The sequence below is a fragment of the Pseudomonas sp. MAG733B genome (assembly GCF_036884845.1).
In the GTDB taxonomy this organism is placed as follows: Bacteria; Pseudomonadota; Gammaproteobacteria; order Pseudomonadales; family Pseudomonadaceae; genus Aquipseudomonas.
In genome coordinates, this window is the sequence record NZ_CP145732.1 from 6,460,065 (window position 1) to 6,478,392 (window position 18,328).

The 18,328-nt window shown below is 58.8% G+C and carries 15 protein-coding genes; 10 read left to right on the top strand and 5 right to left on the bottom strand.

The features are described from left to right. Positions 1–3 precede the first annotated feature (3 nt). The 10 genes from eutC (at position 4) to V6Z53_RS29675 (ending at position 8,935) form a co-directional block, all read left to right on the top strand. On the top strand, positions 4–828 hold the full coding sequence (gene eutC / locus V6Z53_RS29630; RefSeq protein WP_338583326.1) for an ethanolamine ammonia-lyase subunit EutC: 825 nt from the start codon (positions 4–6) through the stop codon (positions 826–828). A 114-nt stretch (positions 829–942) separates the two neighbouring features. Next, positions 943–1,401, top strand: coding sequence for a GNAT family N-acetyltransferase (locus V6Z53_RS29635; RefSeq protein WP_338583327.1), 459 nt, complete (start codon positions 943–945; stop codon positions 1,399–1,401). Positions 1,402–1,671: 270 nt separating this feature from the next. Next, entirely contained in the window at positions 1,672–2,328 is a 657-nt protein-coding gene (locus tag V6Z53_RS29640) for a DedA family protein (protein ID WP_338583329.1), read from the top strand. Positions 2,329–2,332: 4 nt separating this feature from the next. Continuing rightward, complete coding sequence (locus V6Z53_RS29645; protein ID WP_338583331.1) at positions 2,333–3,145, top strand: M90 family metallopeptidase; 813 nt, start codon at positions 2,333–2,335, stop codon at positions 3,143–3,145. A gap of 113 nt (positions 3,146–3,258) precedes the next feature. Further along, entirely contained in the window at positions 3,259–3,786 is a 528-nt protein-coding gene (gene ppa, locus V6Z53_RS29650) for an inorganic diphosphatase (RefSeq protein ID WP_007990564.1), read from the top strand. Positions 3,787–4,010: 224 nt separating this feature from the next. After that, a complete protein-coding gene (locus tag V6Z53_RS29655; RefSeq protein WP_338583334.1) occupies positions 4,011–4,757 on the top strand; it encodes a S24 family peptidase in 747 nt (248 codons plus the stop codon). A gap of 771 nt (positions 4,758–5,528) precedes the next feature. After that, positions 5,529–6,449, top strand: a complete 921-nt coding sequence (locus V6Z53_RS29660) for a restriction endonuclease (RefSeq protein ID WP_338583335.1) — start codon at positions 5,529–5,531, stop codon at positions 6,447–6,449. 183 nt (positions 6,450–6,632) lie between these two features. Beyond that, complete coding sequence (locus V6Z53_RS29665) at positions 6,633–7,208, top strand: DarT ssDNA thymidine ADP-ribosyltransferase family protein (RefSeq protein ID WP_338583336.1); 576 nt, start codon at positions 6,633–6,635, stop codon at positions 7,206–7,208. Further along, positions 7,209–7,853 carry a DUF4433 domain-containing protein gene (locus V6Z53_RS29670; protein ID WP_338583337.1) on the top strand — a complete coding sequence of 215 codons (645 nt, stop codon included), beginning with the start codon at positions 7,209–7,211 and terminating at the stop codon, positions 7,851–7,853. After that, entirely contained in the window at positions 7,850–8,935 is a 1,086-nt protein-coding gene (locus V6Z53_RS29675; protein ID WP_338583339.1) for a macro domain-containing protein, read from the top strand. Before V6Z53_RS29670 ends, V6Z53_RS29675 begins: the two co-directional genes overlap by 4 nt. A gap of 44 nt (positions 8,936–8,979) precedes the next feature. Here V6Z53_RS29675 and V6Z53_RS29680 read toward each other — a convergent pair whose 3' ends face one another. From V6Z53_RS29680 to V6Z53_RS29700, 5 genes are read right to left on the bottom strand one after another with little or no spacing between them, the layout of a single operon-like run. Further along, positions 8,980–9,789 (bottom strand): DUF2135 domain-containing protein, encoded by an 810-nt coding sequence (locus tag V6Z53_RS29680; RefSeq protein ID WP_338583340.1) that lies wholly within the window; start codon positions 9,787–9,789, stop codon positions 8,980–8,982. Between the two features lie 2 nt (positions 9,790–9,791). Next, positions 9,792–11,411 (bottom strand): DUF2300 domain-containing protein, encoded by a 1,620-nt coding sequence (locus V6Z53_RS29685; RefSeq protein ID WP_338583341.1) that lies wholly within the window; start codon positions 11,409–11,411, stop codon positions 9,792–9,794. Between the two features lies 1 nt (position 11,412). Beyond that, positions 11,413–15,972 (bottom strand): alpha-2-macroglobulin, encoded by a 4,560-nt coding sequence (locus V6Z53_RS29690; protein ID WP_338583342.1) that lies wholly within the window; start codon positions 15,970–15,972, stop codon positions 11,413–11,415. Next, positions 15,969–16,619 carry a DUF1175 family protein gene (locus V6Z53_RS29695; protein WP_338583343.1) on the bottom strand — a complete coding sequence of 217 codons (651 nt, stop codon included), beginning with the start codon at positions 16,617–16,619 and terminating at the stop codon, positions 15,969–15,971. The genes V6Z53_RS29690 and V6Z53_RS29695 overlap by 4 nt, the downstream gene beginning before the upstream one ends. Further along, positions 16,604–18,322, bottom strand: coding sequence for a DUF2138 domain-containing protein (locus tag V6Z53_RS29700; protein ID WP_338583344.1), 1,719 nt, complete (start codon positions 18,320–18,322; stop codon positions 16,604–16,606). Before V6Z53_RS29700 ends, V6Z53_RS29695 begins: the two co-directional genes overlap by 16 nt. Positions 18,323–18,328: the final 6 nt, after the last annotated feature.

The following is an 18,328-nucleotide window of genomic DNA, read 5'->3' on the forward strand; positions in this document are numbered from 1 at the left end:
GATATGGAAAAACCACCCTACGATCCGCACAACCCATGGCTGGAGCTGCGACGCCTGACACCGGCACGAATTGCCCTGGGTCGCACCGGCACCAGCATGCCAACACGCGCACAACTGGACTTCCAATACGCCCATGCGCAGGCGCGGGACGCGGTGCATCTGCCCTTCGACCATCCGGCCCTGCGCTCGCAACTGGCCGAACGCGGGCATGAAAGCGTTTTGCTGCATAGCGCGGCAATTGACCGATACAGCTATCTGCAACGCCCCGATCTGGGGCGTAAGTTGAGCGGCGATTCGGCTCAGGTGTTGCGCGATTACGCCTCGGCCAATCCTGGCGGGGTCGATTTGGTCATCGTGATCGCGGATGGCCTGTCAGCTTTGGCGGTTCATCGTCATACACTGCCATTTCTGGCGCGGCTGGAAGAGCAAGTGCGCGCTGAAAACTGGACCGTCGCCCCAGTGATTCTGGTGGAACAGGGCCGAGTCGCCGTCGCCGATGAAGTCGGCGAACTGCTGGGCGCAAAAATGACGGTGATCCTGATTGGCGAACGCCCCGGCCTCAGCTCGCCCGACAGCCTGGGGTTATATTTCACCTACAATCCCAAGGTCGGCCTGACGGACGCCTACCGCAACTGCATCTCCAATGTGCGTCTTGAAGGCTTGAGCTACGGCATGGCGGCACACCGTTTGCTGTATCTGATGCGCGAAGCCTGTCGGCGGCAGCTATCGGGGGTCAATTTAAAGGACGAAGCGCAAGTTCAGACGCTGGAGTCAGACGCCGGTGCGGACATGAAAGGTAATTTCCTACTGAGTCCGCCGGAAGCCTGAACCGCTTCCGCATTGCACATTCGTTCCAGTTTAAGGCAGGATCGACGCACGGCTGCCAGGGTTTCCCGTCGCCGTCCAAGCACGCAAGACAGCCACTTGAAGACGAGACCTACCATGCGGATTATTCAAGCGACCCTCGAACACCTGGATTTGCTGACCCCGTTGTTCGTCAAATATCGCGAGTTTTATGGTTCCCTGCCGTATCCGGACTCGTCCCGGGCGTTCCTCGAAAAACGCCTGCGCCGTAAGGAGTCGGTCATTTACCTGGCTTTGGCCGATGATGACGACAAACTGATGGGTTTCTGTCAGCTTTACCCGAGTTTTTCTTCGCTTTCACTCAAGCGTGTGTGGATTCTCAACGACATCTATGTCGCCGAGGACGCCCGTCGCCAGTTGGTGGCCGACCATCTGATCCGTACCGCGAAGAAAATGGCCAAGGAAACCAATGCCGTGCGCATGCGGGTTTCCACCAGCAGCAATAATGAAGTTGCGCAGAAAACCTACGAATCGATCGGGTTCAAGGAAGACACCGAGTTCAAGAACTACGTATTGCCGATCAGCGACGAGTTGTAAGCTATCCAAAGCGAGGCGGCTTCCGTGGCCAGGGAGCCTGTCCTCACTTGCGGCATAGTCAGCCTGCTCGCGACAGAGGGGTTATTAATTGTCACCAGACTTCCGGTCGCCTGCCGACATGCCCCGCTACAATCTCGACGCGCTTTTCACCCTCCAGCTCGTATAATGCCGACCTTTCCGGTTTGTAAGAAAAACTACACCCGTCTGTAGGCTTTCGCGAAGTCATCCGCACAGGCCCGCCGACCCGGTCCGTTATCACAGGTGCTTTCCATGGATTTCAACCCGCTCGATCTCGTCTTGCATCTCGATGTGTACCTCGACTTGCTGGTCACCAACTACGGGCCATGGATCTACGCGATTCTGTTTCTGGTGATCTTCTGTGAAACCGGCCTGGTGGTGATGCCCTTCCTGCCCGGCGATTCGCTGCTGTTCATCGCTGGCGCCGTGGCGGCCGGTGGCGGCATGGATCCGGTGTTGCTGGGCGGTTTGCTGATGCTCGCGGCGATTCTCGGTGACAGTACCAACTACGTCATCGGACGAACGGCCGGCGAACGCTTGTTCAGCAATCCGAATTCGAAGATCTTCCGTCGCGACTACCTGCAGCAAACCCACGATTTCTATGAAAAGCACGGCGGCAAAACCGTGACGCTGGCGCGTTTCCTGCCGATCATTCGCACCTTTGCCCCGTTCGTCGCCGGCGTAGCAAGAATGCCGTATCCGCGCTTCTTCGCCTTCAGCGTCCTCGGCACCATCCTGTGGGTCGGTGGCCTGGTCACTCTGGGCTACTTCTTCGGTAACGTACCGTTCATCAAGTCGAACCTGTCGCTGCTGGTGGTGGGCATCATCCTGCTGTCGCTGGTACCAATGATCATCGGCGTGGTCCGCAGCCGCTTCGGCGGCTCAAACTCCAAAACCGCACCGCACTGACACGATGTGGTCCCTTGGCGCATGGCGACGCCGGCGTACCTTGGCCAAGCACCCGATTGCCGACGAGATGTGGCAACGGGTGCGCCATCATCTGAGCTTTCTTGATGGCATCAGCACCGCCGAAGACCAATGGCTGCGCGAAGCCTGCGTGCTGTTCCTCGAAGACAAACACCTGACCGCCCTGCCCGGCGTCGAACTGCATCAGGAGCAACGCCTGCTGCTCGCTGCCCAGGCACAGTTGCCGTTGCTGCACCTGGGCGATCTGAACTGGTATCAGGGTTTTCACGAAATCATTCTCTATCCCGACGACTTCCTCAGCCCCCAGCGCCATCGCGACGCCAGTGGCGTCGAGCACGAGTGGGACGGCGAGCACAGCGGTGAAGCCTGGCAGCAAGGGCCGGTCATCCTCGCCTGGCCCGGCGTCATTGCCAGTGGCGGCTGGGAAGGCTACAACCTGGTGATCCACGAGCTCGCGCACAAACTCGACATGCTCAACGGCAACGCCAACGGCCTGCCGCCGCTGCACCCCGACATGCGGGTCAGCGACTGGGCCAAAGTCATGCAGGAAGCCTACGACGACCTCGATCGGCAGCTGGAGCGCAACCCCGACGCCGAAACCGCCATCGATCCCTATGCCGCGGAAAACCCGGCCGAGTTCTTCGCCGTCACCAGCGAATACTTCTTCAGCGCCCCGGATTTGCTGCATGAAGCTTATCCACAGGTATACGAGCAGTTGAAGCTGTTCTACCGCCAGGACCCGCTCGGAAGATTGAAGCAACTTCAGGCGCACGATCCGGTCTATCAGCCACACGACTAAGGTCTACACGACCTCTGGTCCATGGCGTCGGCGTAGGAATATGCCTATAATCGCCGTCACTTTTTGGTCAATCCGGCCAAGTGTTTTTGGTCAACTAACGGGGGCAACGCCCAATGAGCTACAGCAAGATTCCGGCTGGCAAAGACCTGCCGAACGACATCTACGTCGCGATCGAGATTCCGGCCAACCACGCGCCGATCAAATACGAAATCGACAAAGACAGCGATTGCCTGTTCGTTGACCGTTTCATGGCCACCCCAATGTTCTACCCGGCCAACTACGGTTACATCCCGAACACTCTGGCTGACGACGGTGATCCCCTCGACGTGCTGGTCGTGACCCCTTACCCGGTTGCTCCAGGTTCCGTGATCCGCGCTCGTCCGGTCGGCATCCTGAACATGACCGACGACGGCGGCGGCGATGCCAAAGTGATCGCAGTTCCACACGACAAGCTGTCCCAGCTGTACGTCGACGTGAAGGAATACACCGACCTGCCAGCGCTGCTGATCCAACAGATCGAGCACTTCTTCGCGAACTACAAAGATCTCGAAAAAGGCAAATGGGTGAAGATCGAAGGCTGGGCCGGCGCAGACGCCGCCCGCGAAGCGATCACCAAGTCGGTTGCCGCTTACAAAGGCTAAGCACTGCTGCGAGATTCAAGCTTCAATAAAAAACCCCGGTTGATCCGGGGTTTTTTGTGGGCGTTTGAAAAGCACCGCTTAAACACCTTGTTTAAAGCGTCTCTGATTTGGTTTTTTCTTGTTTAATTTTCGCCAGCGACGTCTTACATCAAGTCTTAAATTTCCCTCGAATTTGAACAGTTCGTTTATTCAAAGCCTTATTCCGCCTCCGTAGACTCGTGTTTATGAAAAAGAACACTAGCGGCCCACGCTTTCGAGCGCTCCTACGACTTGCCAGCATCACGACTTCCGGATTTGCCGAGTTTTTGAACACGGCACCGCAAAATGTCCATAACTGGTACACCCGCGGTGTACCCGCCCACTGCATGGAAGAAGTCGCCATGCGACTCTCCGTGAACAGTGAATGGCTGAAAACCGGTGAGGGTCAGAAAGATGCCAGACACCTGCGCCTGCTCGACGAAACTGGCAACACCTTCGACGCTCAGGCCATTCGCGGTGTCTACACGGTCATCGAGCCCACAGACGTCGAACTGCCCCTTTATAAAGAAACCGCCACGGCCCCAGGCTCCAAAAAAAACCACGTCGTCGAAGACCCCAGCCAGTCCATCCGCCTGCCCCGCGGCCACCTCGACTCACTGGAAATCAACCACGCCGACGCCATCTGCGCCCACATGATCGGGAACAGCATGGCCGAGAAAATTGAAGACGGCTCAACCCTGGCGATTGACCGAGGCTTGACCCAGATTGTCGATGGCGAAATCTACGCGATCGAACATGACGGCATGTTGCGTATCAAATACCTGCATCGTGTTCCGGGCAATGCCATACGCATGCGCAGCCACAACAGCGCGCAATACCCGGACGAAATCTTCAGGGCCGCACAAATCGAAGAACAAAATATTCGGGTATTGGGCTGGGTGTTCTGGTGGTCGACACTGAACAAGCGCAGGCCGGAGGTGCCGTTCCTGTAATACCCGGCTTTGTAGCAGCTGGCGAAGGCTGCGTCCGGCTGCGCAGCAGATGTAAAATCGGTTACTGCGGTGTTTCAAATAAACCGTAGGTGGCGGGTAGACGACTGCTACGCAGCCGGACGCAGCCTTCGGCAGCTGCTACACGTCAGTGCAATAGCTCTAAAACCGCACTCCACGCTGGGAATTTCCCAAAAAAATCAGTATGCTGCGCCCCACATTTGCGCATCAACCCGCCAAGCGGCTCTGATCGCACCGACAAGGCAGATGACTTTCTCGCCGAGTCCCACAGCCGGACGCAAGATCCGGGTGTACGTTTTGAAGGCTGGCGCGGTTTACCAAAAATGATCCAAGCCAGTCCCCGAGAAGCCGGCCACAAGCCGGCTTTTTAATGCCTGAAAGCCACGCAGGACATCCGTAGCGCTTCGCTCAGTCCGGAGTCTCGCGACGAATCTTGTCCTACTCTCGCAGCTCTTTTACCAGCTCTCGAAGCAGCGGTCTCATCCCGTCTGTCAAGGCATTGCGCGATGCAGCGACCTTACCCGCGGCGCTTCGCGGTCCGGTGCTTTGCTCCCAAGGTCGCCATTGCCGGATCCTCCACCTGCCTTGCCCGTCGCTCAGGTGTCCAGCCATTCGGCATATGAGAACTGAGACACAGCGGCTTACGCTTTCAAGGCACCAGCGCTAACACTCCAACGCATCCTCAGCGAGCGTTAATTTATACTCGCCCGCCGGTCAGCAGAAAAACACACCTATCAGCACAGGGATGCGCCCATGTCCGTTCCAACCTACGACCAGTTCATAGAACCGATCCTGCGGTTTCTCGCGACAAAACCCGAGGGTGCGATCGCTCGGGATGCCCACGAAGCGGCAGCCAAAATGTTGCAATTAACAGAAGCGCAGCGTGAGGAACTGATCGCGAGTGGTCAGGCGACCTATAAGAACCGTTCAGGTTGGGCACACGATCGCCTCAAACGCGCCGGCCTTTCGAGCAGTGCCAAGCGCGGCTATTGGAAGCTGACTGAGGCGGGTGCGCAGTATGCCAAAGAGCATGCATTTCCACTTTCAGCAAAAGACGTGGAGCGTTTAGCAATCGGATACATGAATGTGAAGCTGAAAGTAGCGCCTGACGCTGAACCGCTGGATGACCAGCCAAACGTTGAGCCAGATCTGGCTTCCGCCACCGAAAGCCCCGACGACCGACTGGAGCGAGCGCTAAAGGAATTGCGCGATGCCACGGCGGCTGACGTTTTGGACAACTTGTTGCAAGTCAGCCCCAGCCGCTTTGAAGTGATCGTGCTGGATGTGCTTCATCGTCTGGGTTACGGAGCCAGCCGCAATGACCTGCAACGTGTTGGCGGCTCTGGTGACGCGGGCATCGATGGCATTATTTCGCTCGACAAATTAGGCCTTGAAAAGGTTTACGTTCAGGCCAAACGCTGGCAGAACACCGTAGGTCGCCCTGAACTGCAGGCGTTCTATGGCGCGCTCGCCGGGCAAAAAGCCAAGCGCGGAGTGTTCATCACAACGTCTGGCTTTACGGCGCACGCTGTTGACTTCGCCAAATCGGTGGACGGTATTGTTTTGGTAGACGGTACGCGGCTGGTACATCTGATGATGGATCATGAGGTGGGCGTGACATCTCGACTGTTACGGTTGCCGGCGCTGGATCGCGATTATTTTGATGAGGAATGAATTCAGCGGCGTTCGAGTTGGCCTTGTTCGCCGATATCCATATTGCACTTGTGGTTAAAAGTGATAGCACAATAGAATCGCTACGACTGTTCTACCTACCCCCACGGATCGAGGGTTACATCAGCGCGGGGCAAGGCCGGACTGAATCCAGCTTAGATTGATGTACAGGTCAAGGAGACCGCAATGTCGGAAGCTAACATCAGGGATCAATTCTTCGTATACCACCTCACCGCTGTCGAGAATCTGGATGGTATTTTCAAAGACGGCTTAAAGCCCCGCGCTAACCTTGAAAATTTTACCGATGTAGCAGACAGCGAAATTCTCAAAAAGCGTAAAGCTCATAACCTTGATCGCTTTGTACCTTTCCATTGGTTCGCTGCGAACCCATTTGATGGACGGGTACAGCTCAGTCGACCGCAAGAGAAATTTGTCCTGATTTCGGTGTTTCGGAAATTCGCCAAACAGAACGACTGGAAAATTGTTCCACGGCATCCTCTCGCTGATGATGACATTCAGTTGCTCGACTACAACTCAGGCTTTGAAGCCATCGATTGGGCGCTGATGAATACTCGGGCTTATCAGAATTCCGAATGCAAGAGCGTCTGCATGGCGGAATGCCTTTCTCCTGATGTGGTAAACCCCAAAACCTTTTCGAGGATTTATGTTCCCAACGAGGAGGTCAAGTTGCTTTGTGAGGCTAAAATGCGCGAGCCCAGACTTACGACCCCCATCAGTGTGAATCCCGGAATGTTCTTATAAATGAACTACACCAGCCTGAATCCAGAGAAAGCTCTGATTTGGCGTATCGTCCATCGCGATAACCTGCCCTGGATTCTGGACAACGGTCTGCATTGCGCAAACTCGACGACGCAGGCATCGCAGTACGTGAACATTGGTAACGTCGACTTGATCGATAAACGCCGAACTCGTCGGGTGCCTATTGCACCAGAAGGTGTGCTGGCCGACTACGTGCCCTTCTATTTCACGCCCTTCTCGGTGATGATGCAGAATATTCACTCTGGCTGGAGTGTTCAGCAACGCACTAACGACGAGATCGTGATTCTGGTCTCCAGTCTCCACCGTGTTGAAAAGCTTGGCCTACCGTTTGTCTTCACAAACGCACATGCCTACCCGGATTGGACAGACTATTACAGCGATCTGGCGAATCTCGACCAGATCGATTGGTCTATCCTTCAACGGCGCGACTTCAAGCGCGATCCTGATGATCCTCGCAAAATGGAGCGCTATCAGGCTGAAGCGCTGATCCACCATCACTTACCGATTACGGGACTGCTGGGCATCATGTGCCACACAGATGCAATGAAAGTACGCATAGAAAAAGACGTCGCCGCTAGAGGCCTGACGCTACCTGTCCATGCGCGGCCCAAATGGTATTTCCAATGATCAGATTCACCCAAGGCAACCTGTTGGAAGCCCGAACCGAAGCCCTCGTCAACACCGTGAACACTGTGGGTGTGATGGGTAAGGGCATCGCATTGATGTTCAAAGAACGCTTTGCGCAGAATTACCGCTTGTACGCAACGGCGTGCAAAGCCGGTGAAGTGGAAACCGGCAAAATGCACGTGACGGCCAGCAACGAACTCGATGGCCCTCGCTGGATTGTGAATTTCCCTACCAAACGCCACTGGCGCTCTCCGTCGCAGATGCCGTGGATTACCGAAGGCTTACATGATCTGCGACGGTTTTTGCTTGAAAACGATGTGAAATCCGTCGCGATCCCTCCGTTAGGTGCTGGCAATGGCGGCTTGAAATGGCCTGAAGTCCGTGAACAGATTGTCGAAGTCTTGGGGGATCTGGATGCTGATGTCTTGGTGTTCGAGCCTTCCAACCAATATTTGAATGTCGCCAAACGTACGGGCGTAGAAAAACTCACGCCAGCCCGCGCTCTTATCGCCGAATTGGTTCGGCGCTACTGGGTTTTAGGCATGGAGTGCAGTCTGCTGGAGATCCAGAAGCTGGCCTGGTTTCTCGAGCGCGCTATTGAGAAGTTGCCGGATACCGAGAACCCTCTGAATTTGAAGTTTGTCGCACATAAGTATGGCCCGTACGCCAACCGGCTGGAACATCTACTCGATAACCTTGATGGCAGCTATCTGCACTGTGACAAGCGCATCAGTGACGCTGGCATTAGCGATGTGATCTGGTTTGATCAAGAGCGCAAAGCCTTTTTGCAGACATATCTCAAGACTGAGGCCAAGGAGTATTCTCAGGCGCTGGAGCGCACAGCTCAACTGATCGACGGTTTTGAATCCCCGTTCGGCATGGAGTTGTTGGCGACGGTTGATTGGCTGTTGAGCCAGGAAGGGGTATCTGCGACCGTTCCTGCGGTGCGCGAAGCATTGAAGCATTGGGACGGTGGCGCTGGTGCTGCTGCTCGCAAGAGCAAACTGTTCGATGATCAGGCACTTGATATTGCGCTCAAGCGCCTGATCTCCAGCAGTTTCCGGCCTGAATTAGCGGCCTGAGTGATGACAAGAAAATTGGGCAGCAAGCTGCTGCCCAATTTTCCTCACGGATAACTAAACCCCTTAACCAACGTCAACTCCCCCACCGCCCGCATCGGCACCAGAAAAGTCTCCATCTTCTCGCTCGGCGTCCCCTCTTCCGTGATCACCGTCACCTGCGCTGTGGTCAGCGGTTGTACGGCATCCTCCTGCCCTTCTTCATCGCTGCGATAGCCGCCGCCGAAGTAGTTCACATACACCAGGTACTGCCCTTTGATCGGCGCGGGCATGGCGAAGATTTCCGGGCCGTAGCCGGTGGTGACGTCGACATCGAGTGCCGCGCCGTTAGGCGCGATGCGGTCGCCGTACCAGATGTGGGCGCCGTCGGGGGTGATGAGGTGCAAGTCGAGGTCGGTGCCGTCGCTGTCCCAGGCCAGTAAAACGCGGAGTTTGGCCGGGGTGGCGCCGCCGCTGGTATTGAGGAACTGCGTGCGGTGGCGCTGTTGTCCGTCAGGGCTGCGCACTTCGACGCTGTTGCTGCCCTTGGGAAATGAGAACGGGCGGTCGAAACGGCCGGCGGGGTCGATCTTCAGCGGCATGCTGACGCCGTTGACGATCAGCCGACCGGGCTCGGCGGATTTCGGTGTGGCGTGAATCTGGCCGCTGATTCGCGCTGTGTTGGCTTGCCCGGCCGGGGTGTTTACCGACGAGGCGGGATAGTTGACGGTCTGACGAAAACTTTCGCCCTCGCCCTCCGGTGCGCCGGTTCGCCAGCCTCCAGAAGGCGTGTCGAGTTTGACGCCTTGCGCCATCGCCAGCGGCAACGCCGACAACGAACAGAGCAACAGCAAGACCTGCGGATAACGGAGTGTCATGTCTAATCCAGCAAAAGGTGGCGGGCGAGCCCTTCGATGTAGGTTTCATCCTGGCCGTTGGGGTGTGCTTCGAAGGCCAGGTGCAGGTATTCGTGGGTCAGGTCGAAGCGGTCTTGCAGCGAGAGCACGCCGCGCACGTAGATGCGCTGACGTTCGCGGTCGACATACGGGCGGCCAAAGCTCAGTCGGCAGACGGCAAAGGAGCTGACTTCGTTGTAGCCCACTTCGCTTTCCAGGCGAGGACGCCAGCCGCGCCGTTGTTTTTGCAGCCAGTCTTGCGCGGCGGGCAGTGCTTCGCAGGAAGCTACCGGGTTGTCCCAACGGCTGAGGCTGGCGCGTGGGTAGGCGTGTAGCAGGATGGCGTCGTAACGCTGGCCGGAGCGGGCCTGTTCGACTGCGTGTTGCCAAGACAGTTTGTCCGGCCCACGTTGATCAGAATGGTAAGTAACGGTGCTGCCGGCCAGCACCAGGTCACTGGTCCATGCCGCAATGTTGCGCGCTTCGGCGGCGGCCGGACGTGGCGCGACCCGTTGACGCTGGCTGCTGTCGTCGATGCTCAGGCATTCCCCGTTGCGCGTGGCGTTTTGCAGCAGGTAAGTACGGATCGCGACGGCCAGTGCTTTGGCGGCTTCGACCGGTTCGGGAGTGGCTTCGCGCTGAAGCACGCGGGCGACGTACTCTTCACGATCCAGTCGGGCGACGAGCTTATCCTTGAGCAAAAACAGTTCACCGTCGCTATGAACATCGAGTTGATTGCCATTGACGAACTCGACGCGGTAATCGCCCCGCAACGGTCCGGAAGTCGCCACTCGATCACCCGACAACACGCGCCGAAGCGGATAGCGGGAGAACAACCCAACCTCCACACACTTCCCCGCCTCCGCAGGCCAGGACGCAGGCACCACCGTAGAAATCGCCCCGGCATAATCGCGCAGAACCCGCTGACTGGTCCCGCGCCCACCTGCCCAGATCGGTGTGCCGTCTGCCGTCCAACCGGCGAATCCGCCCTGCCGCGTCGCAGCATCCTGATCCCCCAGCCAGCTCCAGGTTTTCACCCGTAACCGACTGCCGAGTTCACCGACGACATTGCCGTCCGCCGCGCTCAGCACCACATCGAGCAGCACGCGCCGGGCCTGATCCTGCGCCGGCATCACGGCCAACACGCGGAGCAACTCTGCCACCGAAACCCGGGTGGCTGGCTGCAATGACGGCAAATCCAGCAACCATTGCGGCGCCTGCCGGGCCTGCCAATACGCGCGCCATTGAGCAGCGTCGATGCCCAAGCGCGCAGGCTCAAAGTACAAACCACAGGATTTCACCAACGCCTGATCGCGCTCGATCTTGCCGCCTGCGGTGCAGCAATAGACTTCCTCTTTCGACTGCCCACGACATTCATACGCCGGCTCATGGCCGCCGGTGTCCACCAGCCAGCCATAGACAAACAGCTTCCACACGCTGCCCAACGGAGTCTGCAAAGTGTCCGGCAATGGCTCGCGCGACAGCAGTTGCGTCCGGCTCAAAGTCAGCAATTCATCCTTGAAGGCCACGCGCAAGGGTTCGTCCTGTGCCAAGGCCAGCGCAGGCATCAAACACAGCAGCCAACAGAGCAGAGACCGGAACATGTCAGTGAACCGTAACCTGACCGAGCGCCGGTTTCTGTTCCTGAGCCTGATGCTGTGGCGCGTAGACTTGCGTGAAGCGAACCGGTGGCAGGTTGAACTGGCCTTTCTGCGAGAAGCGCACCAAATGCCGCAAACGCAATTCGCCGCTCAGCGCATCCACCGGCACCGCATAGGCCAGTTGTCCCGGCTCGAATCGAGCCTTCTCCAGCGCCGTCGGTTCAGTCCCCGCCTTGCCCTGCAACTTGATGCCCCACGTGGTGCGCTCGACATCGGCGCCCGGTGGCAGCGGCACTTCGAGCAGGCCATAGCGCAGCGGTTTTGCAGCCTTGCTGGTGAGGATCACTTCGTCCAGATACAGGCTGTCGCTGGATAACGGTGAATTGCCGACCGCTTCCAGTTTGAAGGTGAATGCTTCGTCGCCCGGCACCAGTCGAGACAGGCGACGGGTGATGGTCACAGCCATCGGGTAGACTGCCGGTTGCCGGGTCTGGAAGCTCAATGCCGCACGCAGCGGACGCTCCTGAACACCTGACAACGACAGCACGTTCGGCACCGGCGCAGTGCCCTGCCACGTCCAATACATTTCCCCTGTTGCACCGTATTTTTTCTTCCAGCCTTCGCCGGGATTCAGAGCGATGGTGGGCGAAGCTTGCTCGATGCTGCGTTGCAGCCAGGTCAGCGCCAGCGCTCGTTCGAGGGTCGATTGCTGCGGCAACAAACGTTGCAGCAATGCCTGCGCGCGGGCCTGATCGAACGGTTGCAGCGACAGGTTCAACGCCTCGGCAAATGGCTGGGAGCTAACAGCCAGGCGCTGCTGTGCATCGGCCAATTGCCGGTTGAATGCTTCCGGCAAAGCGACCTTCGATTGCCTGGCCAGCGATGCGGTCAGTACGCGAGCCGCCGCCAGCCCCAGCGCCGAATCCGGATCACTCATGACGATGCTGTCTTCGCCATCGTCCATCAGGTTGGCGGCATTGCCCTCACCGGCTTGCGCCAGATCTTCCATCAAGCCGCTGAGCAACGTGTTGACCGGCAATTGCATCTGTTTGGCGAACGACAGGACCAGCGCCCGCTGCAACAACGGCGTGTTTTTCGCCTGCTTGGCGTAGACCTCCAGCACCCGCTGCCAATGCTCCGGCGGCAGGCTCAGCTCCAGCACTTGGCTGGCGTGCCAGTCGGCGTAATAGGCGTAGGCCGTGAGAAACGCATCCGGCTCACCGTCCATGCCCCACCAGGTGAAACTCGCCGACGGGCCGGCCATTTGCACCAGACGCAAGCGACTGTTCTGCATGATCAGGCGCAAGCGATCACGGACTTGCGGATTCGACGACAGCGTCGGATAGGCGATGCTCAGCGGCAGCAATCGACTGGCCGTTTGCTCGACGCCGCCGTACGGATAGCTCAACAGATCATCGAGCGCCGAGCGGAACAGCGCTTGCGGGCTGTCATCGAGACGCAGGCGAATGTCCGTGGCGTCCGCCGGCAAGGTCAGCGGCGTATCACCACTGGCGACGTCCAGGCTTTGGCTTTGCGTGACCTGCCAGCCTTCGCCGGTCGCCATCAGGCGTACGGCCAGGGCATCAGCGGTTTTGCCGTCCTGCACCAGTTCGGCGGTCCACTCGCCATTAGCCAAGGAGAACGCCGGCAACGGGATGTAGTTGATGCCGCTGTTAAGCGTGATCGGAATGCGCTGCTCGCTGCCCGCGTAGTGAGTCACCAGCTCAGCCTTGACCGGGTTTTCTGCCTGACTGAACGCGAACACCCCGAGATCCGGTTTATCGCCGGTGCGGAATTTGCTCGGCCCGCTCCACTTCAGGTACAGCGGTTTTTCCGAGCGCACGAACTGCTTCTTCTGGCCGACCTGACCGTCATCGGCGATCGCCCGCGCGGTGATGCGCCAGCGTGTCAGCGAGTCGGGCATCTTGAAGGTGAAACGGATTTTGCCAGCGGCATCAGTCACCAGCTCCGGTTGCCACGCGGCAGTATCGACATCCTCACGCCGCGGCCGCTCCAGCACTTTCACCCCGCGTTCGCTGCGGTTGGCTTTGCCCGGCGCACCGGGGCTGCCCGGCAGCGCGACGTCGTAGCTGATGAACGACAGGCTGGCACTGGTGCGCACGTTGTTGCGTCGTGGGTGATAGAAGAATTGGTCGATGGTCGGCGCCACTTCCGGTTGCAACGCGTAGACCATTTCGTCCACCACACTGACCGTCAAGTGCGCAGGGATTGGCTTGCCGGCGAACTGCGTGGTCAGGTTCACGGACACGGTGTCGCCCGGTTGATACGTCTCTTTGTCCGTGGCGATGACCACGTCAATCTGCGGCGTAATCACCTTGATACCGGCGTTCTGGAAACTGTACTGACCACCCTTGGTGTACAGCACCGAGAAGGTCAGGTTCGGGGCGAAACCGTCCTTCACCGGAATGCGCGCGCGGTATTGGGTGTCGCTGAGTTTTTCCATCTTCAGCCAGTCGCCGCCCTTGGACAACAGCGCCGTGGCCTCGACCTTGTCGCGCTCCAGTGACAGCAGCGCATCGTTGATCGGCTCGGGGAACGTGATCAGCGCCAGCGCTTCATCACCGGCCTTGTACTCCGGTTTATCGAGGACGATTTCGACGGTGCCCGGTACGGCTTTGACGCCTTCGCCGGTAACCGAATGCCCGGTTGCGCCGAGGGTTCGGCCATGGTCATCCCTGAGTGTCAGGTTGTAGGTGCCCGGACGGTCGAAGGCCAGGGTGAAGCCTTTGTCGGCGCCCGTGAGTTTGCCCTCGCCCGTGCTTTGATCTTCCAGGCGCACCCAACCGTAGCTGCTTGGCGTGACAGCTGCACTCTGCTCGCTTTCGTTGACGTAGCTGAACGCAACCTTGTCGCCCACCGCGCTGAAGCGCTGCGGTGCGCTCAAGCGGAAATTCGCCGCACCTCGGTCGATGAGGATTTCCTTGGTGGTCTTGACCCGATACGCCGCGCCATCGCTGGCAAATACGGTGAGCATGTAACGGCTCGGCTTCTCGGCAGCGGGCAGATCCAGGGTCGCGTTGCCCTTGGCGTCGGTGGTCAGTTCGGTGCTGGTCAACTCCACCGGGAATTGCCCGAGGTATTGCAGCTCGTTGTCGACCATCGACAGTTGCTGGGCACGCAGACTCAAGCTCAATTTGGCGTTGGCGACCGGTTTGCCATCCGGATACAGCAGCACCAGATTGCCCTTGACCGGTTCGCCGGTGCGGTAATCCTGCTTGGCCAGGTTCAGGGAAATTTCGAAGTGCGGCTTGATGTATTCGGCGACGCGGAAGGCGCTGCTGTAGGCCTGATCCTTGTAGCTGAAACGCAACTCGTAACCACCGGCCACGGCGTTGTCCGGTAACTGGAAACGGCCTTGGGTACCAGCCTTGGAATCAAGTTTCAAGTCCAGGCTTTGCAGCGCCGTGCCGGTTGCGTCCAGCACTGTCACGTTGACGTCGGCAGCGGTTGGCTGCACGGAGTCCCGGGCATTCTTGAATTCGCGGCCGACGATTTTCAGCGACACCCAATCCCCCGGCCGATACAGCGGCCGATCGGTGAACGCATAGAGTTTGGTGTCGTAGATTTCGCTGTCGTAGTAGAAGTTTTCCGAGACGAAAACCCCGCCCTCTTCATCCTCGCCAATCACGAACGAACGCTCGGGGCTGACGTGTTTCAGACGCAGCAAACCATCGGCATCGGTGGCGCCACTGCTCATCACGCCGAGGCCGTCAGTCCACAGCACATTGACCTTCGGTACCGAACTGCCTTCGTGTTTGCGCGCTGCCCAGACCAACAGTTCATCACCGGCAATCTTGCTCACTGCCACGGTGTTGGAGACGAACACCATAGTGGTCGCGCGATACTTGCCTATCAGCGCTTCCACCAGGTACAGACCCGGTTTCAGGTTGCCCAACGGGATATAGACATTGCCCGGCGCGACGCTGACGAACTCGCTGGAAGAGCCGGCGAGGTTCACGCCTTCGGGCGGCTGAATCGGCTTGGCCTGCCACAGCGGATAACGGAACTGGCTGACCACCGGCAGGCCCGGAATCAGCGCGAATTGCGGTTGCGCGTCGTACGGCGTTGGCGCGGCCATGGCGGCGCCCATCTTCAGTTCCGGCACTTCTTCGGTGACTTGTTTGCGCGACTCATAGGAGAACGCCCGCTGCATCACCCGACGGGATTTGCGGTACCAGTTGTCCCACAGATACGCGAGGGTATTGGACAACCCTTCGCCCTTGAACTGGCCGTCGCTGACCACGCGATGCAGGTTCTTCTGACGCTTGAGGAAATCCAGCGGCTTGTCGATGCGATAGACCCGAATGTCAGCGCCACCGTAAGGCTCCATGCGGAAGCGACGGTAGTCGCGGCCCGGCGCTTCGAGACGCACCATCGCCTGTTCATCGCTGGCAAAACTGCTGTCGGCCAACAGGAAAAAACTTTCACCGGGCACCGGCGTATAGCCGCTCGGTTCGACGGTGTCTTCGGCATTGACCGTCGGCAAAGGCAGCAGCAATACCAACAGCAGAGACAGAAAACGCAGCATGCGCGCACCGATCATTGGGAGAGAAAATTCAGTCGATAAACGCCGATGAAGTTGGGGTTGGCTGCATCGGGTATCCATCGGGTGTCCTTCCATGTCATGAGTTGCTGCAGGCTTGCCGAACGCATGCCGTTGTCGGTGGGTGTAGTGGTGCCGGTGTGATAGGCAATGTTGCGGCCCATCCAGATCATCAGGTGCTGGTCGTCGCCCTGATCGAAAAACATCAGGTCGCCGGGCCGCGCTTGCACGACATCGCGGCCGACCAGATGACTGTTGAACTGAATCAACTTGATCGCGTTGACGTACGGCCCGACCTTGCCGCCGCCCTGCTGCCATTGCTGGGCAAGACCGCGCTGGGCGTCACTCAGTTGCAGCTCCGGCGGCAAGTAACGGTTGGACAGGCCATTGCTGCGCAGCCATTTGTCGTCGTGGACTTTGAGCGCTTCGTTGGCGGCAAAACGCACCAGCCCGGCGCAATCCTGCTGATACCAACGCGGGCTCGGGCCTTGGCTCAGTTGCTCTTGGGCGATGCGCACGAACCAGGCGCGGAACACCTGGGATTGCTGCACATCCAGCGCCGGTGTTTCGATGGCTCGGGCACCTGCGCTCAACAGCAAAGCGAACAAGCCGAGGCTGCGGATCAGTGCGTTCACAGGGCTTTCCATTCCAGCGGTAGCCATTGCCAGTGACCGTCCGGCTCGCTGCCTTCCGGCAGGGTCAGGGCGTATTTGCCGTAGCCGCCGAGCTTGCGAAGTTTCGGAATCAGGTAGGTTTGCGCGGCGTTGTAGAACACCGGTTCCATGTCTTGCGGCAGGCTGTCGAGGGTTTCCTGCTGCATCAGTTGCGCCATGGAGTCCGGGCCGAAATAGACCGGCATCAGCAGGTCTTTGGGCACTACGTCAGCCATCGGCGGGAAGCGTTTGTCGAGGGTGCCGAGGGCCTTGTCCACCAGTTTGTCGTCGAGGGAAAACAGCAACGTCGAACCGTGCCGCGCCAGGCTCACGCGCATGAACGCCTTGCCGCTGATCGCGTCCGGATTTTCGGCATCCTTGGCGGCGTAGGGACCGAAGTTGGAGCTGACCTGGCGCTGCCACTGATGGCTCTGGCCTTCCTGTTTCTCGACCACCGGGAACGCGTGTTCATCGACCTTGCTTTCATAAGCGCCAACCATCGAGCCGAATAGCTTGCCCAGATCGCCATCGAGTTTGGCGCTGTCTTCGTCCTTGAGGCTCGCCACCAGCAGCGGCGTGTAGAGGCGCGAATCTGCGTACCAGCACAGCCCTGCCGTGCCGGCCATGTGTTCGGTCAATGCCTGGGCGACGCTGTCTTCGGCACCGAGCTTTACCAGCAATGGCTTCTGCTGTTCGGCGGCCAACGGCAGGGCCACGCAAGCGCTCGCGCCCATGGGCATGGCTTGCCAGACCGGTTTGAAGTCGAAGTCTGGCTGATTTTCCAGCTCATCCATGGCGAGGAAGCTGTGCCAGCCCTTGTCGTCCATGTCGAAACGCAGGCCGGCGAAGTTCGGGATGAAACGCTGGTAACCCATGGCCAGCACACTGGAATTGACCGACAGGCGCTGCTTCACCTCGGGCGCACGGGGTGGCAGGCCGAAGGCTTCGGGGAACAGTTTGTCGCCGTTGAGCAGTGCGGCGATGGCTTGGGTCGAAACGCTACCCGACTCTTGCGTCGCCCCGCTTTGCGGATCGTAAAGTTTGGTCGGATTGGACAGCACCACCAGTTTGTCGCCATGGGAGGCGAACACCAGCGCCTTGCTGGCATTGTAGGTGAGCTGATAAAGCGCAACGTCATCGGCGCCGACTTTCACGTCAGCGATTTTGCTCAGCTGCGAATCATCCAGCGCGACCTTCGCCAACGGCTCCAGCACCTTGGCCAACCCGCCACGATCCATCACCAGCAGGAAATCCTTGAGCCGGCCATCCGCGCCGCGCCATAACGCCACGTCCGCCGGTTGATCGAACAACTGCTCAATCAGCGTGTCCTGCAACTTCAGGTCATGTTCGTAGATGATCCGCCGCAGGCTGCCGATCAGGCCGAGGCGATCGGAGTGGGTTTCGTAATAGAAGACGAAATCTTCGGTCAGGGTTTCCTTGAGGAACGGCACCGCCAGCAAGTCCTTGGGCAATTGGCTCAAGGAATGGGTTTCGAGCAAACCATCGGGGCGGCTCATGCCGAGCTTTTCCGCCGCCAGTTGCGGTGCCGGGGCCGGGCTTTTTTTCATCAGCCAGCCCATGCCGGCGGCCACGCCCACGACCAGACACAGCCCAACCACAATGGCCGGCCAACGGCGGGACGGTTTCGGTGTTTCCCCGCCTGGGGCCGTCGGCGGTAAAGCAGTGTTATTGCTCATTTCACA

Bases quoted from the DNA above. Each gene is read 5' to 3' on its own strand.
- eutC (WP_338583326.1), top strand. From the start codon at position 4: ATGGAAAAACCACCCTACGATCCGCACAACCCATGGCTGGAGCTGCGA.
- V6Z53_RS29635 (WP_338583327.1), top strand. From the start codon at position 943: ATGCGGATTATTCAAGCGACCCTCGAACACCTGGATTTGCTGACCCCG.
- V6Z53_RS29640 (WP_338583329.1), top strand. From the start codon at position 1,672: ATGGATTTCAACCCGCTCGATCTCGTCTTGCATCTCGATGTGTACCTC.
- V6Z53_RS29645 (WP_338583331.1), top strand. From the start codon at position 2,333: ATGTGGTCCCTTGGCGCATGGCGACGCCGGCGTACCTTGGCCAAGCAC.
- ppa (WP_007990564.1), top strand. From the start codon at position 3,259: ATGAGCTACAGCAAGATTCCGGCTGGCAAAGACCTGCCGAACGACATC.
- V6Z53_RS29655 (WP_338583334.1), top strand. From the start codon at position 4,011: ATGAAAAAGAACACTAGCGGCCCACGCTTTCGAGCGCTCCTACGACTT.
- V6Z53_RS29660 (WP_338583335.1), top strand. From the start codon at position 5,529: ATGTCCGTTCCAACCTACGACCAGTTCATAGAACCGATCCTGCGGTTT.
- V6Z53_RS29665 (WP_338583336.1), top strand. From the start codon at position 6,633: ATGTCGGAAGCTAACATCAGGGATCAATTCTTCGTATACCACCTCACC.
- V6Z53_RS29670 (WP_338583337.1), top strand. From the start codon at position 7,209: ATGAACTACACCAGCCTGAATCCAGAGAAAGCTCTGATTTGGCGTATC.
- V6Z53_RS29675 (WP_338583339.1), top strand. From the start codon at position 7,850: ATGATCAGATTCACCCAAGGCAACCTGTTGGAAGCCCGAACCGAAGCC.
- V6Z53_RS29680 (WP_338583340.1), bottom strand. From the start codon at position 9,789: ATGACACTCCGTTATCCGCAGGTCTTGCTGTTGCTCTGTTCGTTGTCG.
- V6Z53_RS29685 (WP_338583341.1), bottom strand. From the start codon at position 11,411: ATGTTCCGGTCTCTGCTCTGTTGGCTGCTGTGTTTGATGCCTGCGCTG.
- V6Z53_RS29690 (WP_338583342.1), bottom strand. From the start codon at position 15,972: ATGATCGGTGCGCGCATGCTGCGTTTTCTGTCTCTGCTGTTGGTATTG.
- V6Z53_RS29695 (WP_338583343.1), bottom strand. From the start codon at position 16,619: ATGGAAAGCCCTGTGAACGCACTGATCCGCAGCCTCGGCTTGTTCGCT.
- V6Z53_RS29700 (WP_338583344.1), bottom strand. From the start codon at position 18,322: ATGAGCAATAACACTGCTTTACCGCCGACGGCCCCAGGCGGGGAAACA.